Source organism: Paracoccus lutimaris (assembly GCF_003337565.1).
In the GTDB taxonomy this organism is placed as follows: domain Bacteria; phylum Pseudomonadota; class Alphaproteobacteria; order Rhodobacterales; family Rhodobacteraceae; genus Paracoccus; species Paracoccus lutimaris.
The window spans coordinates 1-17,515 of sequence record NZ_QPJL01000038.1; the positions used below are offsets into that span (position 1 = coordinate 1).

General features: G+C 62.9%; 17 protein-coding genes. 6 read left to right on the top strand and 11 right to left on the bottom strand.

The features are described from left to right. Both DFP89_RS18520 and DFP89_RS21205 read left to right on the top strand, forming a co-directional pair. On the top strand, positions 1-525 hold a 525-nt coding region (locus DFP89_RS18520), incomplete at its 5' end, for a thermonuclease family protein (RefSeq protein ID WP_147273354.1). Continuing rightward, entirely contained in the window at positions 497-565 is a 69-nt protein-coding gene (locus DFP89_RS21205; protein ID WP_425452684.1) for an excalibur calcium-binding domain-containing protein, read from the top strand. The genes DFP89_RS18520 and DFP89_RS21205, both read left to right, overlap by 29 nt. Positions 566-638: 73 nt before the next feature. Here the strand turns inward: DFP89_RS21205 and DFP89_RS18525 are convergent, their stop codons facing one another. Both DFP89_RS18525 and DFP89_RS18530 read right to left on the bottom strand, forming a co-directional pair. Continuing rightward, positions 639-1,511, bottom strand: a complete 873-nt coding sequence (locus DFP89_RS18525; protein WP_181870397.1) for a helix-turn-helix domain-containing protein — start codon at positions 1,509-1,511, stop codon at positions 639-641. 246 nt (positions 1,512-1,757) lie between these two features. Then, a complete protein-coding gene (locus DFP89_RS18530; RefSeq protein ID WP_181870398.1) occupies positions 1,758-5,453 on the bottom strand; it encodes an ATP-dependent DNA helicase in 3,696 nt (1,231 codons plus the stop codon). A gap of 285 nt (positions 5,454-5,738) precedes the next feature. Here DFP89_RS18530 and DFP89_RS21120 point away from each other — a divergent pair, with 285 nt between their 5' ends. From DFP89_RS21120 to DFP89_RS18540, 3 genes are all read left to right on the top strand, one after another. Beyond that, the gene (locus tag DFP89_RS21120) at positions 5,739-6,017 is read left to right on the top strand and encodes a cysteine hydrolase family protein (protein WP_342770957.1); all 279 of its coding nucleotides are present in this window, start codon (positions 5,739-5,741) and stop codon (positions 6,015-6,017) included. 15 nt (positions 6,018-6,032) lie between these two features. Continuing rightward, positions 6,033-6,365: an isochorismatase family protein gene (locus DFP89_RS21125; protein WP_342770958.1), complete on the top strand. Its 333-nt coding sequence runs from the start codon at positions 6,033-6,035 to the stop codon at positions 6,363-6,365. Between the two features lie 79 nt (positions 6,366-6,444). Further along, the gene (locus DFP89_RS18540) at positions 6,445-7,791 is read left to right on the top strand and encodes an MFS transporter (protein WP_114350825.1); all 1,347 of its coding nucleotides are present in this window, start codon (positions 6,445-6,447) and stop codon (positions 7,789-7,791) included. Between the two features lie 400 nt (positions 7,792-8,191). Here DFP89_RS18540 and DFP89_RS18550 read toward each other — a convergent pair whose 3' ends face one another. From DFP89_RS18550 to cuyA, 9 genes are all read right to left on the bottom strand, one after another. Then, on the bottom strand, positions 8,192-9,214 hold the full coding sequence (locus tag DFP89_RS18550) for a YeiH family protein (protein ID WP_114350826.1): 1,023 nt from the start codon (positions 9,212-9,214) through the stop codon (positions 8,192-8,194). A gap of 19 nt (positions 9,215-9,233) precedes the next feature. Then, positions 9,234-9,998: an alpha/beta fold hydrolase gene (locus DFP89_RS18555; RefSeq protein WP_114350827.1), complete on the bottom strand. Its 765-nt coding sequence runs from the start codon at positions 9,996-9,998 to the stop codon at positions 9,234-9,236. Positions 9,999-10,001: 3 nt separating this feature from the next. Then, on the bottom strand, positions 10,002-11,315 hold the full coding sequence (gene hisD, locus DFP89_RS18560; RefSeq protein ID WP_114350828.1) for a histidinol dehydrogenase: 1,314 nt from the start codon (positions 11,313-11,315) through the stop codon (positions 10,002-10,004). Between the two features lie 47 nt (positions 11,316-11,362). Further along, positions 11,363-12,241, bottom strand: coding sequence for an ABC transporter permease subunit (locus tag DFP89_RS18565; RefSeq protein WP_114350829.1), 879 nt, complete (start codon positions 12,239-12,241; stop codon positions 11,363-11,365). Further along, positions 12,238-13,023, bottom strand: coding sequence for a taurine ABC transporter ATP-binding protein (locus DFP89_RS18570; protein ID WP_114350830.1), 786 nt, complete (start codon positions 13,021-13,023; stop codon positions 12,238-12,240). Before DFP89_RS18570 ends, DFP89_RS18565 begins: the two co-directional genes overlap by 4 nt. A 61-nt stretch (positions 13,024-13,084) precedes the next feature. Continuing rightward, positions 13,085-14,074: a taurine ABC transporter substrate-binding protein gene (tauA, locus tag DFP89_RS18575; RefSeq protein WP_114350831.1), complete on the bottom strand. Its 990-nt coding sequence runs from the start codon at positions 14,072-14,074 to the stop codon at positions 13,085-13,087. 41 nt (positions 14,075-14,115) lie between these two features. Beyond that, positions 14,116-14,859 (bottom strand): cysteate racemase, encoded by a 744-nt coding sequence (cuyB, locus tag DFP89_RS18580; protein WP_114350832.1) that lies wholly within the window; start codon positions 14,857-14,859, stop codon positions 14,116-14,118. Next, the gene (locus DFP89_RS18585) at positions 14,856-16,064 is read right to left on the bottom strand and encodes a DegT/DnrJ/EryC1/StrS family aminotransferase (RefSeq protein ID WP_181870399.1); all 1,209 of its coding nucleotides are present in this window, start codon (positions 16,062-16,064) and stop codon (positions 14,856-14,858) included. The genes cuyB and DFP89_RS18585 overlap by 4 nt, the downstream gene beginning before the upstream one ends. 3 nt (positions 16,065-16,067) lie before the next feature. Then, entirely contained in the window at positions 16,068-17,096 is a 1,029-nt protein-coding gene (gene cuyA / locus DFP89_RS18590) for a D-cysteate sulfo-lyase (protein ID WP_114350833.1), read from the bottom strand. A 109-nt stretch (positions 17,097-17,205) separates the two neighbouring features. Between cuyA and DFP89_RS21130 the strand changes: the two genes are divergently transcribed. Then, a complete protein-coding gene (locus DFP89_RS21130; protein WP_114350834.1) occupies positions 17,206-17,466 on the top strand; it encodes a helix-turn-helix domain-containing protein in 261 nt (86 codons plus the stop codon). The last annotated feature ends 49 nt before the right edge of the window (positions 17,467-17,515 follow it).

Genomic DNA, 17,515 nt, shown 5'->3' on the forward strand with positions numbered 1-17,515 from the left:
GGCGACACCATCGAGATCCACGGCGCCCGGATCCGGCTGAACGGCATCGATGCGCCGGAAAGCGGGCAGCTGTGCCAGGATCCGCGCGGCACGGCATGGCGCTGTGGTCAGCAGGCTTCGCTGGCACTGTCAGACCGGATCGGGCGGGAAGTCGTCAGCTGCCAGCAGACCGACACCGACCGTTACGGCCGGATGGTGGCGGATTGCTTTGCGGGCCGTGAGAACTTGAACCGCTGGATGGTGCGCGAGGGCTGGGCGGTGGCTTACCGCCAATATTCGACCGCCTATGTCGCGGCCGAGGATCACGCCCGGACCGGCCAGCGCGGGATCTGGCAGGGCCGTTTCGACATGCCGTGGGATTGGCGTGCGGCACGCCGCAGCGGTCAGAAAGCGGCACCGCCGATGCAGCGGTTACAGCAACTGGCCGGACAAAACTGGTCCTGCAGCCCACGCCGGACCTGCTCTCAGATCGGCAGTTGCGCAGAGGCGCGCTGGTATCTGCAGCCCCTGGGGCGGCAAGCTTGACCGCGACAATGACGGCATCCCCTGCGAGAGCATTTGCTAAGAGATTCAGGCGGTCCGGCACGCTGGCCTTCGATCGTGCCGGGCGCGATGGATCACGGATCGTCACACTGCAGCTATTTTGCCAGCCGCGTCACCGACCAGCCGCCGCTGTGCCCCTTGCGCAACCATGCCGCGACCAGCTGAAAGCCGCTCTGCGGCCAGTCCTTCGGCGTGTCGATCAGCACCAGTTCAGCGATACCGAACCCGGCCTCGTCGAGGTCGCGCAGCCGCGCCCTGGTCGTCAGATTGGTCAGTGGCGCGAGCCAGACGATGTTCGGCGCGATCCGCATGGCATGGCGGCTGAAATCGCGCAGCCGCGACCAGGGCGGATTGGTCATCACCCAGTCGACCGTCTCGTGCCAATCAAGGAAATCGCGTCCCTCAGTGATCTCGCACCAATGCCGGCTAAGATGGGCGGGAAACAGGTCGTGAAACGCCCCTCGCCCTCTGGCCGGGTCCAGCACCTTGCCCGTCATCCGATCTGCGAAATGCGCGATCACCGCCGCCGCCAGCTCCGGCGGCGTCATCACCAAATCCTGCGCCGGGGCATTCGTCGCAGGCACCAGACCGCCGCGTCCCGAGGGGGCCGCGCGTAGAACCGGCCTGACGCCAAGCTCCGCCGCCGCCCTGACCAGCGTTGCGACCGTCGCGCCCAGATCCCGCTCGAGCGCAATGACAACCGGTCGGCTGACCCCGATCCGATTGGCCAGTTGCGCCTGGCTGAGCCCCCGCGCCCGCCGCTGATCAGCCAGAGCCCGCGCCGCCTGCACCCGGTCCGGCGCCCAGCCCCAGCGCAGATCCAGCACCGCCATGACCGCGACCAGCGCCCGCACACCACCTTCGCCCCGCTCGAGCGCCCGCAGCGTCGGCAGGCTGATCTTGGCTGAGGCCGCGACTGAGGCTTGCGTCAGTCCATATGAGCAACGCGTTGTGCGCAAGGTATTCATGTCAAGAATTGCTTGTTTCTTGGCGGTCAAAAAGGAAAGTATTCATGACACTATTTGCACCAGATCCACTCGTCCGCGCCAGATAGCAAACGTCGATAAGGGCGGAAAACGTGCATTCGCTGCGGCAATTGTGAATGGCTAATTCGGGGCGGACTGCAGACGGGCGGCAATGCTCAGCCACGCGCCGCAAACAAACGCCTCCATTTCGAGATCGGACACTCTCAAGACTACCGATCCCGAGAAGAATCAAAGGGTGTAATGGTGCAGCGACCAGCCCAAGTCGGCCCGCCCGGCGAGATTGCCTGCGGTGATGTCGCGAACAACTTGCGCGAGTTGATCGGCGCGGACACCAGACAGATCGTCGGTTGTCAGCAAAGCCGCTTCATACCCGGCGGTGGAATAGGCACGCCGTCGCTCGCGCCAGTCGCGGGCGTAATCCTGTCGGTCGAGCATGCCAAGATGCTCCCAAAAGTAAGTCTGGCCACCCGACTGGATGACGAAGTCGGGATGCACTCTGACGATCCGCTCGCCAAAAGGCAGGTCGAGCGCCGACTCATAGCTGAAGCTCAAGGTGCCCGCGTTGCGCGCGGCGACCAGCGCCTGATAAATCATGTATTCAATCTTGGAGCGAACCTTTACTCCGTTCTCAGGCTCGAACAGCCGCACGGCGTCGAATGGGCGTGCGAATACCGAGGAGTTGCGCTGCGCAAGCACCGAGCGATCGCGAGCCACCGTTAACGGGTTGGTGCGTTCTGACTTTTCGACGAGCAGGGTGAGGCGCGTCTTTGACCGCGTCATCGCGGTGTAGATCAGTTCGCGTGACAACAGCGCCCGACGTTCGGGCACCACGACCAGCACTTCCTCGAATTCGCTGCCCTGCGCCTTGTGTACGGTCAGGCCATAGGCAAGTTCGAAATCCTCAGGATCCAGCTTGTCCCAGTCGAACCCCCACTTGCTTTCGGCAAAGAATGTTTTCCAGCCCTTGCGGCCTCCGCACAACACTCCGACCGATCCGTTCGACAGGCGCAACTCGCGCTGCTTGGTTTTGCTGTTGTAGACATAGTAGTTACGAATGCGAACGATCTTGTCTGAGTGGACGAAGCCGTTCTTTTGCTTCCAGTCGTCCTCCTTGGCTTCGGCGCGGTATGTGTCCCGCACGAAATTACTGAGGCCGAGCGCACCGGTCGGGCCGCCGCGATAAGGCGACAGCAACTGCACCCGGTCCAGCGCCAGCGCTGCCGCATCGTTGTTAGGGACATGGCCCTTGTCGTAAAGTTTCAGAAGCAGGTTGAATGCTTCCTGCTGCGAGCGGTCGCGGTGATCAGGTACTGCAATGTCAAGCGTGGTGGTCACGAAATCGGCGACGTGGCTCTGCAGTTCTTGGGTACCACTGAAATACCGGACATCGAGATAGTCGCTGACCTTTCCGCCCTTGCGAAGCTGCGCATAGAGCTCGTCATGGTAGCGGTTCTTGCCAACGAAGAGGTGCGCCGCCTCAATCACGGTCGAATCGTGGCGCTGCCTGCAATTGGCGGTGAGGCGGACGGTGTTGGTGGTCTGATAGTCAGGTTCCCCGCGCAGATAGCTAATCACGTCGTGGAATGGCTTACCGCAGCCGATTGGGGGCAACTGATTCTCGTCACCGACAAGGATCACGCGTAGCGTGGATGTCGGCTGATGCACTTCGATTGCGCGGAACAACAAGGCGAGGTGATAGAGATTCACCATCGACATCTCGTCGATGACGAGATTGTCGAATTGCTCGAAGCGCGGCTCTCGCGACATGGCAATCAAATCAGCGCCATCGCTCAAATAATCACTTAGGCCCGATCGCCAAATCCACCGGTCGATAGTCTCGGCTTCCCATGTCACGTCTTCCGGTGCCTCTGCATTGAGGCGCAGCGCCGCCTTGCCCGTAGGTGCAAGTACGATTGTGCGCTCGTTCGCGGCATCGAAGCGCTTGAGCAGTTCAGCGATCGCTTGGCTCTTGCCTGACCCTGGTCGGCCCGTGGCGCAATAGAAGCGCTGCGTCATCGCGCTCGTCATCATCCGCGTGCGTTCGATGCCGAAGCGTTCAGCGTCGAACCCGTCGATCTCAGCAGCGAGCGCGGTGGATTCGGTGCTGACATAGTCGGCGATCCAAGAGAGATCGCGCTTTAGTGCCGGCAGCTTGAGCCGTTCGCAAACGAAGCGGGTAACTATCTGCTCGGCATGCCAGGCACGCTGGAGATAGAAGTAGTGGGCGCCGTCAACATTCTCGATGTGCATCCTCTCGCGGAAATGGGCGAGATGCTCATTCGAGAGGAACTGCGCCTCGTTGACGTTGAGCTTGTCGCGATAAAAGAGCGGATGGCGTGCGGCATGCTCGACCAATGTACCGGTCGACACGAAGCTATGACCCTGCGCCTCAGCGGCGGTCAGCGCCTCATGCGCAAAAGCGCGGAGCCGCTCAGGGCCGGTGACCGTGAGATCGTGGAGATCATCACGGCGTTCGAGATGGCGATGATCGGGGAACATGCCGATGTCGATGACGCCATAGTCGATCGCGGCATCGCTGCGCTGCTCTCGGTCGAGATCCTCGCGTTCGTTGCTCGCATTGCGGGTCGCAGGAACATAACTTTCGGCGAGGACATAGGGGTTGGCGGCGATGTCTTCGGGTGACAGCGCGAGGCCGGCGAAAGCGTGCGGGTCGCCGTCCTCGGGAAATAGGATGCGCCCGACCTGGCGCGGTGTAAGTGTGAACAGCGTCAGCTTACGGAGCAGCGTCTTGAGGCTCTTGTTGTCGCGATAACCCGCTCGCGCATCGCGCACAGTTGCCTTATGCGCCGCCAATGCCCGGGGCACGGGATCCTTGGATTCGAGCAGCGAGATCGCCGAATCGAGCAAGTCCTCGCCCTCGCCGAGCGAGTCGCGCAGCGCGGTGGCAAGCGCTGCGCCACGGCTGCCTTCGATCTGAAATTCGCCTTCCGCCAGGTCGGCGAGGACGTTGAGCACCGATCCGAGACCCGGATAGAGACCGCGGTCGGCCCAGGCGTCGGCGATATAATCCTCAATCCGGTCGACCATGACATCGACATCGGCGATGCCGTGCTCCTGCGCTCGCGCCAGTGCGCGCTTAAGCTTGTAGAGTAGTGCCAGCGCGTGGTCGTCATGGACCTGCTCGGAGACATATTTGAAGTTGGGAAGCAGCGCCGGCTCATCGACCAGCACACGAATCTCGTCGAGTTTGGCTTCGTCGTCGGGATTCGCGGCGATGTGGGCTAAATAGGCATGATACGGAAGCACGATGCCATTGGCTGCACCTTCATGGCTCAACTGCAACGCCCAATTCTCGGCCGGGAAGTTCTTCATCTGCGGATTCGAGCCGCGAATTTCCGCCAATTCATCGGTGCTAAACAGGAATTCGCCGCTCATTGCGAAGTCAGCAAGGCGGGCACACCCAACGAGTGCATACTTATAATCGTCCGCTGAGACCGGGTTGTCGTAGTTCAAGTAAAAGAAGACCAGCGACCGACCGGGATTGAGCCTTCCGGCAAAGCGTTCGATCCGGGCATCAAGGTCGGGAAAATAATTGCCGTGCCGATTCTTCGACGCATGCGTCATCGCGAGGCGGAATGGCCAAGTGTAAACCGAATTTGCGGGAAGCGTCTCCTCGATCTGCTTCTCGTCACGATATTGAGGGAACGGATGACGGTGCAGGACTTTCGTCGGCTCCGGCGCGAAAACGGATGACGTCCAGAAGCAGGGCGGCTGATAGTCGGGCAAGTCGGCGTCGAGCGCCGCACATGGCCGCTCGCATTCGATCCTCTTTTCCCGCGCAAGCCGCTCTGAAAGAAGCGAATGGCTGCCCGTGCAGTATGTGTTGGCTGCCGGATCATCGCAGACTCGGCCGTCCCAGCCGCGATCGTGCCAAGCCATGCGAGCGGTGATATGCCAAGTCATAGGTTCTCCGTTATCCCAACCGTGTTTATTAACCATTGGTAAGCTTGGTTTATCTAAATATCTACCGATCACGTGGCACTCGAATCCTTGCGGTGCAACCCATGCCTCAGGTGGAGCCACCCTTTCCTGCAAAATGCTGTGCCATGCCATGAACGGCTGCTTCGGGGAGCATCGCAGCGCGGCGTCGGCACGCTCTCGACCGGCAGCTAAGGGCCGGACCGCCTGCTGCAGGAAGCCTTCGACACGGCCAGCAAGCTCTACAAGGAGCGCGGCTTCCAGCGGCGCGTGGGCTTCGGCAAGCGCCCGGCCCTGGTCAGCGTGGACCTGGCCAATGCCTGGACGCGTCCGGGCAACCCCTTCACCTGCGACCAGGAGAAGATGGACAACGAGATCATCCCCGGCATGCAGAAGCTGCTCAAGGCCTTCCGCGCCCAGAGCCTGCCCGTGGTCCACGTCACCACCGCCTACGAGATCACCGACCGCAACGCCCCCTTCACCGACATGGGCCTGTGGCACGACAAGATCCCCGTCGACGTGGTGGATCTGAAGAACAAGGACCTGTAGGCTATCGACAGCCGCATCGCCCCGGTCGAGGGCGAATACACGCTGCTGAAAAAGCGCGCCTCGTCCTTCCACGGCACGGAGCTGGCGGGCATCCTGCGCGCCAACGGCGTGGACACGATCCTGGTCACCGGCGTGACCGCCTGCGCCTGCGTGCGCCAGACGATCTGCGACGGCATCGCCGACGGCTTCCGCACCATCGCCGTCAAGGAGGCGATCGGCGACCGGGTGCCCGGCGCGGTGGCCTGGAACCTGTTCGACATCGACGCCAAGTTCGGCGACGTCCACACCGTCGATGAATGCGTGGCCTATATCGACGGCCTCGCAACCCAGAAGATCGCCGCGGAATAAGGCAAGGAACGGCGCCCGGAAACGGGCGCCGTTTCCCGTTCAAGCCGGATCAAACAAGAAACGCATCAGGGAGATACGCATGACCCAGTTCGCCGAAGCCGATCCCGCAACCCTCAGGAAGGTGACAACCGCCGCCGTGGCAGGCACCGTCATAGAATGGTTCGATTTCGCCATCTACGGCTTCATGGCCCCGATCCTCGCCATCACCTTCTTCCCTGACGGCGACGAATTGGTCGGGCTACTCCAAACATTCGCCATCTTTGCCATCTCCTTTGCGCTTCGCCCGATCGGCGGCGCTTATTTCGGCATGATGGGTGACCGGCTGGGCCGCAAGCGCGTACTCGCCTTGACGGTCCTGCTGATGTCGGTCGCCACCGTCGCGATCGGCCTTTTGCCAAGCTATCAGGCGATCGGCATATGGGCGCCGATCCTGCTGACGGTCGCTCGTTGTGTACAAGGGTTTTCGGCTGGCGGCGAATATGCCGGTGCAGTGGCCTATGTGATCGAACATGCGCCCGCGCACCAGCGGTCGCGCTATTCCAGCTATATGCCGGCGTCCACCTTTGCCTCTTTCGCGCTGGCAGCGATGTGCTCCTATCTGCTGACGGCGTCGCTGACGTCGGAACAAATGAACGCTTGGGGCTGGCGAATTCCGTTTTTGATCGCAGCCCCTCTCGGACTCGTCGCGCTTTATATCCGGCACAAGCTGGACGAAAGCCCCCTTTTCCAGCAGATCATGGATGCACCTGCGCCCGAGCATACCCCGCTGCGTCAGACCCTACGCGAACAATGGCTGCCTATGCTGCGGCTGGGATGCTACATCAGCCTCACGGCGCTGTCCTTCTATATTTTCTCTACCTACATGACCAGCTTCCTGCGCACCGTCGTGGGAATGCCCGCCGACGAGGTCCTGCTGAGCAACGTCATCGCGCTGAGCGCGTCTGCCCTAGCCGCGCCCGTGATCGGCAAGCTCTGTGATCGGGTCGGACGGCGCCCGACCATGGCCGCGTCAGCGCTGCTTCTGGGATGCCTCGCCATTCCTGCCTACCAATTGGCGTCTGACGGAACCATCAGCTCGGCGATCTCGGCCCAGCTGATGCTGGCTTTGGGGGCGGTTACGGCGAACGTGGTGACGGCCGTGCTTCTGTGCGAGGTGTTCCCGACGCGGGTCCGATATACCGCTTCTGCCGTGACCTATAACGTGGCCTATGCCATCTTCGGAGGTACGGCGCCTTTTGTGGCCACTTGGCTGATCGCCTCGACTGGCGACCGTCTGGCACCCGCGATTTATATCACCATCATTGCGGTTGTGGCCTTCCTGGTGACACTGGTTTCGCCAGAAACTGCCGGACGTCCGTTCCGGGGTGCAGGCCGCTCTGCCGGCGAAGCCATCATCGAACATCGCCGCATGAAATCCCATGCCTAAAAATATCGCAGGGCATCAGCCCTGCTATGCTATGATCCGACGCTTCTTCAGGTACTGCCTGGAGAAGCGTCTATCCTTTGCCTTGCCGGTCGGCTGATGTCGACTTGCTGCGACAGCATGTAAAAACCCCTGTCCCTCGACGCGCAATATTACATCTGGTATGACGACCTGACCGGCTATCTGCTGCTCGACGCCCTGTGGCGGGCGACGGATCGGGGCGTGCGTGTCCGGCTCTTGCTGGACGACAACGGCACGGCGGGACTTGATGCCGAGCTGGCGGCGCTGAAAAGAAATCCCAACATTCAGGGCGAAGGGTATCGAAGGCCGCAGAGCTTCGATTCTCCGATCTATCGCAGGCGAACCGCTGGACGGTAAAGATTTCCCTAATGACCAACCGACGTTACTTAAGGATATGTAAACCAACGACCACGAACAGGCTGAGGAAAACGGTCTCGGCGACAATCAATGCGATGGCGCCAAAGCCAACCTCGACCATGCGGGCGAGTGAGGTCTTGATGCCGACTGCGGCAATGGCGACCAGCAGCGCCCAACGGCTGAGCGCGCCAGAGAGGTCCGAGAGGATCTGCGGGATCACCCCAAGCGAGTTCAGCGTAGCCAGCAGCAGGAAGCCGACAACGAAGCCGGGCAGCAACGGGGGCCGCTCTCCATCGGAAACATCGGCAAGACCCATCTGCCGGATCGCGAGAGAAAAGCACAGCACCACTGGTGCCAGCATCGAGACGCGGATCAGCTTGACCAGCGTCGCCGTTTCGCCGGTTTCGGGTCCGATGGAGAAGCCTGCTCCCACCACCTGGGCCACATCATGGATGGTGCCGCCGAGGAAAACCCCCGAGTCTCGGGCATCGAAATGGAACAGTTGGGCAAGCATCGGATAAACGACCATGGCGATGGTCGACAGCACCGTCACCGACAGCACCGTGAAGACCAGATCCCGCTCCGATTTCTCATGCCGAGGCAGAACCGCGGCGATGGCCATGGCAGCCGATGCGCCGCAGATCGCCACCGATCCTCCGGTCAACAACGCAAAACGCCAACCACGACCGACGCAACGGGCTATCAGAAGGGCAAAGGCGATGGTCAGTATGACACCCGCGACCACCAGCGCAATAGCGGCCGCCCCCAGGCCTGCCAGCATGTCGACACTGATTCTTGCGCCCAGGAGCGCTACGCCGATCCGCAACACGGAACGGCTGGTGAAAGCGATGCCCGGTGCGGTTCGTGTGCCTTCCTCCGCCAGAAAGTTCAGGGCCAACCCCAAGAGCAATGCCAGCAGCATTGCCGGAGCGCCGTAATGTTCGGAGAGGAATTGGGCGGTTACGGCGACCAGGAAGGAAACCGCAAAGCCTGGAAAGAACGATCGTGCGGCATCAAAGCCAGGAAGGCGCGAGGTCAGGAACGGCATGTCATATTTTGCGGTGCCCTCACAGCGCCGCCTCCGGGGATACTGGAATTGGGTCGCTCAGAAAATCGTCCAGCAACAAATTGAAAATCTCGGGTTTTTCCTGATGCACGTTGTGAGCGCTGCCCGGGATCACGGCCAACGCGGCAGCAGGGATTACGCGCCAAAGCATCTCCGGCTGCCGCCAACCATAGGAACGGTCCTGATCGCCCCAGAGCACAAGCGTCGGTGCCTTTATCCGGGCGAGTTGTTCGCGACCGTCCCAATTTTCCATTGCGGTAAGAGCGGCCAGCGCGGCCGGAGCTTTGACGCGCGCGGCAAGATCGAGGCATGCGTCATAAGCCGGGGCGCTTTCACCGGCCAGAAACCAGCTGGCAACGATGGGACGGATAGCGGGTTTGACCCCATCGATCTGGATCCGCGCTTTCGAGGCGGTGATCGGCTCGAACCGGTCGGGCAGGGCGCCAAGGGGGCCAGTGCCGTAAAGCACCAGCCGCCTGACGCGATCTGCGGCCTGAACGGCGATGTCCTGCGCGATCATTCCCCCCATCGAATGCCCGACCAGCATGAACGAACCGACGCCCTGCGCGTCGAGATCATTCAGCACGTCGCGTGCGAAATCGGCGATGCGGTCGGGCGCCATCGCGTCGTTGCGGGTGCCAAAGCCCGGCAGGTCGGGCGCGACAACGCGAAACCGATCGCGAAATTGCGCGACCTGATGATCCCACTGTGCCGCACCGCCCAGATAGCCGTGCACAAGAACAAGCGTCGGTTTCGCGCCGTCCACGGATCAGGTACCCCCTGCGACGTGCGGATCGCCACGGTGCAGGGCTGCGTATTTCTCGACCCGGATGTCGGCGGTTCGGGCATGCCCCTCCATCCCTTCGAGCCGCGAGATCCGGGCTGTCGCCTCTGCCAGCGGTAGCACGGCTTGGGGCATGGCACGCTGCCAGGTCACCAGCTTCATGTATTTGTGCACCGACAATCCGCCGGTATAGCGCGCAGCCCCCGAGGTCGGCAGCACGTGGTTGGTGCCCGACGCCTTGTCACCGAAAGCGACGGTGGTTTCCTCGCCCAGAAACAGCGAGCCATAACAGGACAGCCGCCCCAGCCACCAATCGAGGTCGCGCGCCTGCACGTGCAGATGCTCGGGCGCGATCCGGTCGGACAGCGCCGCCATGTCCTCTGGGCTGTCGCACAGGAAAATCTCGGCATGGTCGCGCCATGCGGCTGCGGCATTGCGGCGGTTCAACTCGGGCAGCGAGGCGATCAGCGCCGGGACCCGGTCCATGACCCTTTCGGCCAGTGCGCGGTCGTCGGTGACCAGCCATACAGGGGAATTGTAGCCATGCTCAGCCTGACCGACCAGATCCCATGCGACGAATTCGGGATCGGCGCTGTCATCTGCGAGGATCAGGCTGTCGGTGGGGCCGGCAAACATGTCGATGCCGACCTGACCAAAGAGCAGCCGCTTGGCCTCGGCGACGAACTGGTTGCCGGGACCGACGAGGATATCGGCTCTGGGCAGTCCGAACAGGCCATTGGCCATGGCCGCCACGCCCTGAACGCCCCCCATCGCCAGAATGGCGTCGGCACCGCAGAGATCGGCGGTATAGACGATGGCGGGATGCACGCCCTGACCCTTTTGCGGCGGCGAACAGGCGACGATGTGCCGGCATCCGGCGACTTTTGCTGTCGTCACCGTCATCATCGCCGACGCGATATGCGCATAACGCCCGCCCGGCACATAGCAGCCGGCCGCATTGCAGGGGATGGCGCGCTGACCGGCGAACAGGCCCGGTCGCACCTCGATTTCAAAGTCCCCGATCGTGGCCTTTTGCGCTTCGGCGAATGTGCGGATGTTTTCATAGGCGTAGCGGATGTCATCCTTGAGCTGCGCACTGACCTGTGCGCCGGCCGCGTCGATCTCGTCGCGGGTCAGGATCAGGTTGCCGTCGTAGCCGTCAAACCTGTCGGCATAGCGGCGCGCGGCATCCTCGCCCTCGGCCGCGATATCGGCGAGGATGGCGCGAACGGTTTCGGTGATATCCTCGGCATCCGTGGTTGCGCTGCGCGCTGCGGTCTTGAGCTGGGTCACAGCCATCATGTGCTTCCTTCTGGTCGTTCTGTTCGTCTGATTGCCCGATGGCGCTACATCTTGCCCTTCCACGGCACGAGGCGACGCTCGAGAAAGCGCATCAGCATGTCGAAGGCATAGGCGATGGCGGCAATGACAAAGATGCCCATGATGACCGTCGAGGTTTGCAGGAACTGCGACGCGCTCAGAACCATGTAGCCGATGCCCTTGGTCGCAGCGACCATCTCGGCCGCGACCAGCGTCGTCCAGCCAAAGCCGATGCCGATCCGCATGGCGGTCAGGATCTCGGGCATGGCCGAAGGCAGGATGATGTGGCGCATGACCTGCCAGCGCGTGGCTCCGAAGGAATAGGCGGCATGGATCTGTTCGATGGCGGCCGAACGGACGCCCGCCCGCGCACCAAGCGCGATGGGGGCAAAGACCGACAGAAAGATCAACAGAACCTTCGAGGTTTCGCCGATCCCGAACCAGATGATCATCAGCGGCAGATAGGCCAGCGGCGGCACGGGGCGATAGATCTCGATCGGCGGATCGAAGATGCCGCGCATGATCGGGCTCATGCCCATGGCCAGCCCCAGCGGAATGCCGATGATGCAGGCCAGCACGAAGGCGCCGAAAACCCGCGCGGTCGAAATCAGGATATGCTGCCAGAGCGGCGTGCCGGTAAAGCCGTTGACCCAGACATCAACGAATTTCTGTACGATGGATTGTGGCGAGGGCACGAACAGAGGCTTTACCAGCCCTGCTGCGGTAATGGCCCACCACAGAAAGATCAGCGCCGCGATGGTGGCAAAGCTCAGCCATGTGGTATTGCCCTGGCCGGGAACGCCATAGGTTTCCCCGGGCTTTGTCGGACGGGAGCGCGCAAACCCCGCGAGCGATCTGCCGCGCCCCTTGCTGTCATTTTGCGAGACGGTGCCTTGATCGCTCATGCGGCCTGCTCCTCGTCGGCAAAGATGATGCGCAGCACCTCTTCGCGAAGGTCGATGAATTCGGACGACGCCTTGACCTGACGGGCGGGTGCGCCGTCGAGAAAGCGGCGCGAGAAGGGCAGGTCGAAGCGATGGGCGATCCGACCGGGACGCGGCGACATCACGATCAGCCGGGTGCCCATGAACAGCGCCTCTTCGACGCTATGGGTGATCAGGAACACCGTTTTCCCGGTGCTTTTCCAGATGTCGAGGATCAGTTCCTGCGCACGTTCCCGCGTCAGCGCGTCAAGCGCGCCCAGCGGCTCGTCCATCAGCAGGATTTTGGGATCACAGGTCAGCGCCCGCGCGATGCCGACGCGCTGCTGCATGCCGCCCGACAGGGCGTAGACCGGCGATTTCTCGAAGCCTTTCAGACCCAACAGCGCGATGAAGCGATCTGCGACCGCATAGGCCGCCGCGCCGCCACCCCGAAGCTTCAGCCCGAAGGCGACATTGTCGCGGACATTGAGCCATGGCAGCAGCGCATGCTTTTGAAACACGACAGAGCGGTCGGCGCCCGGTCCCGAAACCTCGGTCTTGTCCAGCATGATCTTGCCCGATGAGGGTGACAGAAACCCTGCTATCAGATTGAGCAGGGTCGACTTGCCGCAGCCAGAGGCCCCCAGGGCCACGACGAAATCATGATCCTCGACGGTCAGGTCGATCTTGCTCAAAGCCTCGACGGGCGCCCTGCCGGACTGCGCCGGGTAGATGACCGAGGCTTCGCATATTTCCAGTGCCATTCGACTGCCTTCCTTTCCCCGCGCCCTGGCCAAGCCGGAAGCGCGGGCTGGTTGGATGGATTTACTGCGCGCTCGTCAGGTATTGGGACGTCACAAAGGGGGTGTAATCGTCGCTTGCGCTGTCGATGCGGCCGGCCGCTTTGAGAAACTGCGCGGTGGATTTCAGTGCGTCGGCAATGCCCCCGCCCAGCCATTCGGGCTTTGCCTGCTCGGCGATGGGCAGGAAGGAATAGCCTTCAAGGATCGCCGGAACCTGCGTCGGGTCGGCACCGGTATAGCTGGCGATCACCTTGACAGGCTCGCTATCGGCGGTCCATGCGGCCTTGTTTTCCAGATAGGCCTTGTTCGCGGCATCGACGGTCTGGATAAAGCCGGTGATCCCATCCGTGTTCGCGGCGGCGAAATCCTTGTTCACCACCCAGGCGTCGAAGGTCGGATATCCCCAGGCGGCCGTCTCGTCAGCTCCCACCAGTCGCTTACCGGTCTGTAGGATCTGCTCCTGCACGGGCTGCCAGATGAAAGCGGCGTCGATGGCTTCCTGCTGCCATGCCGCAGCGATCTGATCAGGCGGCATTGACATGATGGTCACGTCATTGCTGCCGAGCTGGGCGTGCTCCAGCGCGCCCATCAGCGAAAAATGCGCGGTCGAGCCGACCGGCACCGCGATCCGCTTGCCCTTCAGATCCGCGAGGGTCTCGATCCCCGCGCCATTGCGCACGATCAGGCTCTCGGCATTGCCGATCACCTGCGCCAGCATGAACACCTGCAGATCGACCCCCTGCGTCGCCGCAATCGCCATTGGCGAGGATCCCAGTTCGGCGATCTTGATGTCGCCGGACGCCATCGCGGCAATGACATCCGCGCCCGAGGCGAATTTGCGCCATTCGACATCCCATCCGGTCGCTTGCGAGAATTTGCCCTCGGCCGCGGCGACCTGCATCGGGGTGGGGTTGCCGAAATGGCCGATGACGACGGTTTCGGCACCGGCCGCGCCGGCCAGACACAGCGCCATGACGCCCCCGGCCACGCAATTGCGAAGTTGTTCAAACATGTCTTGGTTCCCTGTTGTTGATTAAGTCCATGGTGCGCCGCTCATGCTGTGGCGGTCGCTGCCTTTTCACCTTTGTCGGGATCGCTCGTTCCGCCAAAGGCAAACCCGATGATCGCCTCGACCAGCATGTCCAGCGTGTCTATTGCTTCAGCTTTTTCCGCCGCCGCATGGGCGATCAGCGAAAACTCCGTGCAGGCGACCAGTTGCACCCGCGCGCCCTGGGCGGCCAGATCGGCTGCGGCGGTTCCGAGGATCGCGGCGGCTGCATCCGAAGGCCCCGCGCTCTTGATGTCGCGGATCGCTCTCAACAGTGCAGGCTGGTCCGAGGGATAGGCCGCACGACCACCGTGCCGTGCCAGGGCTGCGTCGAAAATTCCGATCTGCCGCAGCGCGGGCGACCCCAGCACCCCGATCGGCGCGCCCTCCGGGGCTTTCGCCATCGCCTGTCGCGCTGCCAGATCGACCATGTCGATAAAGGGGATGGAGACGGCCTCGCGGATCACCGGCGCGTAGTGATGCGCGGTATTGCAAGGCATCGCCAGCGCCCGAGCCCCGGCCCGTTCCAGTCCCCTTGCCATTTCGGCCAGCACCGGCCCCGGGTCCTCGCCCCGACCTTCGATCAGGCGGGCGATCCGCGACGGCACCTGCGGGTTCATGTCGACCAGCAGCGGAATGTGATCGGCATCGTCCCTGGCGGGCGTCGCCCCGATCAGCCGCGACATCAGCGCCACGGTGGCCTCGGGCCCCATGCCGCCAAGGATGCCGATGCGCCAAGGCGTGCTCATGGCCGATTCTCCGGCATCGGCTTGCCGGCGCAGGACACGATGATCCTTGCGATATGGTCGCAATCCCCGAGGTCGAAGGTCAGCGGCAACCGCACGTCGAAAAGGCCGGCCAGGGTTGCATCGGTCCGTGGCAGCGCCTGCGGTTCGACATAGCGCCAGCTCTGATGCGCCGAAGTGAAGCCCACCGGCTCCCGATCCCCGAACCATTTCAGCTCGACCCCAAGCGCGGCCGCATCCCGGACGAAGGTGCGCGCTTCCTCTGGCGTGATGCCGGGCAGGCGGAACTGGATCGAACTGCCGACGAATTCCTCTTCGGGCGGCCGGTGCGGCAGGACAATCCGGGCGCATTCCGCCAGCACGGCCGCCACCGCCTGATAGCGTTCATTCCAGCGCCGCACCGCATCCTCGATGCGTGCCAGTTGCGGGCGCAGCAGCGCGGCCCGCAGGTTGTCCATGCGGGCAGAGGTGTTCGGCATATCCAGCCGCGCGTCCCGAAACCAGGCATCGCCCGGTGCCGCCCCATGCCGGGCGTAAAGCATGTAGGATCCAGACAGCAGGATCGCCCGCGCCATGAAGGCCGGATCGTCCGAGACCAAAAGCCCGCCTTCGCCCGAGTTCAGATGCTTGTAGGTCTGCGTGCTGAAGGCGCCGGCCAACCCGAACGAGCCGCTGCGTCGCCCGCGCCACCTGGCACCCATGGTATGGGCGCAGTCCTCGATCAGCGGGACGCTTTCCGCTGCGCAGATGTCGCTCAGCCGGTCCATGTCGCAAAGATGGCCACGCATATGCGAGGCCATCACCGCGGCGGGCCGGTGGGCGGCGATCCTGGCTTGCAGGTCGTCGAGATCGAGGCATAGGTTCTCGTCGATCTCGACAAGCACCGGACGCGCACCGACGGCAACGATCGCGCCCGGAACCGGCGCCAGGGTGAAGGCATTGGTCAGCACGACATCGCCCGCCCCGATCCCTGCCGCGCGCAGCCCGATCCGCAGGGCCGCGCCGCCCGATGCGCAGGCAAGCGCATAGGCGCTGCCCTGCCAGGCGGCGGTTTCCCGTTCCAGCACCGACACCTGCGAGACCTCGTCCGGGGCGGTGTTGTAGCGATGCAACCGGCCCGTTCGCATGACCTCGACCGCTGCGGCGATCGCATCTTCGGGGATCGGTTCCTGCTGGGTGAAGCTGCGCGAAAAAGGCCGGATATCCATTGCTCAGGCCGCCTCGGAGCCGACGCGACGATCGGTAAAGTCGAAGGCGGCGCTATAGCCGAACAGAGCCGCAGCACCCCCGGTGTGCAGAAAGACCAGTCGCTCGCCCTTCTTGAAATGGCCCTTGCGGATCAGGTCGATCATGCCCGCCGCACCCTTGGCCGAATAGACCGGGTCCAGAAGGATGCCTTCGAGTTCCGCGAACATCGCGATAGCCTCCAGCCCGCTTTCCGTCGGGATACCGTAACCCTCGCCGACGTAATCTGTGTTGGCGACGACATCCTCGCGGCGAACCGCCTCGGGCGCGCCGATCTTCAGCGCGGTGGCCTGAGCCAGATTGAACACGTTCTCTTCCTGCTTGGGCTTTGGCGCGCGCACCCCGATCCCCAGCAGCGGGACCTGCGCGTTCATCGCTTTCAGGCCGGTGATCAGCCCGGCCTGGGTGCCTGCGCTGCCCGTGGCGTGGACCAGATGGTCGATCACCAGGCCGCGGTCATTCGCCTGTCCGACCAGTTCGAAGGCGCAGTTCACATAGCCGAGCGCCCCTGTAGCATTGGAACCGCCGCCGGGAATGGCATAGACCTTGCGGCCCTGGGCGCGCATACGGTCGGCGACCTTTTCCAGTTCGGCATTCATGTCGAGCCCGCCGGCGAAGCATTCGGTCGTCGCGCCGTGCAGGTGATCCAGCAACACGTTGCCGTTGTAGTTGTAATTGTCGTCCTTGCTGCCGGTGCGATCCTCCAGCAGGATATGGCAGTCGAAGCCCAATTTGGCGGCGCAGGCCGCGGTCTGGCGGGCGTGGTTCGACTGGGTGGCGCCCTGCGTGATCACCGTGTCGGCACCCTGCGCCTCGGCCTCGGCCATCAGGAACTCCAGTTTCCGCGTCTTGTTGCCGCCCGTCGACATGCCGGTGCAGTCGTCGCGCTTGATCCAGATTTCCGGTCCGCCCAGCTCCTTGCTCAGCCGGTCCATCCGTTCCAGCGGTGTCGGAAGATGAGCCAGGGAGATCCGGGGAAAACGAGACAGCAGCATGGATGTCATCCTTGTTTAGAGCGCTTGATGCATGATCAATTGCAGAAAAACGCATTGCAAATGCGTAATGTGGCGCCTAAAATGCAAGTATCGTCTTTTGTGAGGAAGTATGCGGCTTGAATGGCTGGACGACATCCTTGCCGTGGCCGATACCGGATCCATGATTCGGGCGGCCGAACGGCGCTTCCTCACGCAATCGGCCTTTTCGCGCCGGTTGCGAATGATCGAAGAGCAGTTGGGAGTCGAGCTGTTCGACCGCAGCCGCAAGCCGGCCGAACTCAGGCGCTCGGTTCTCGAGCGCTGCGACGAGATGCGCGGCCTTGCGAGATATGCTCGAAAGTTGGTGACGCTTGATCAGGCGGCAGCTTGAATGTGGCGGACGCCGTCGCGGAACTCAACCCCGCTGATGACCTCTGGCA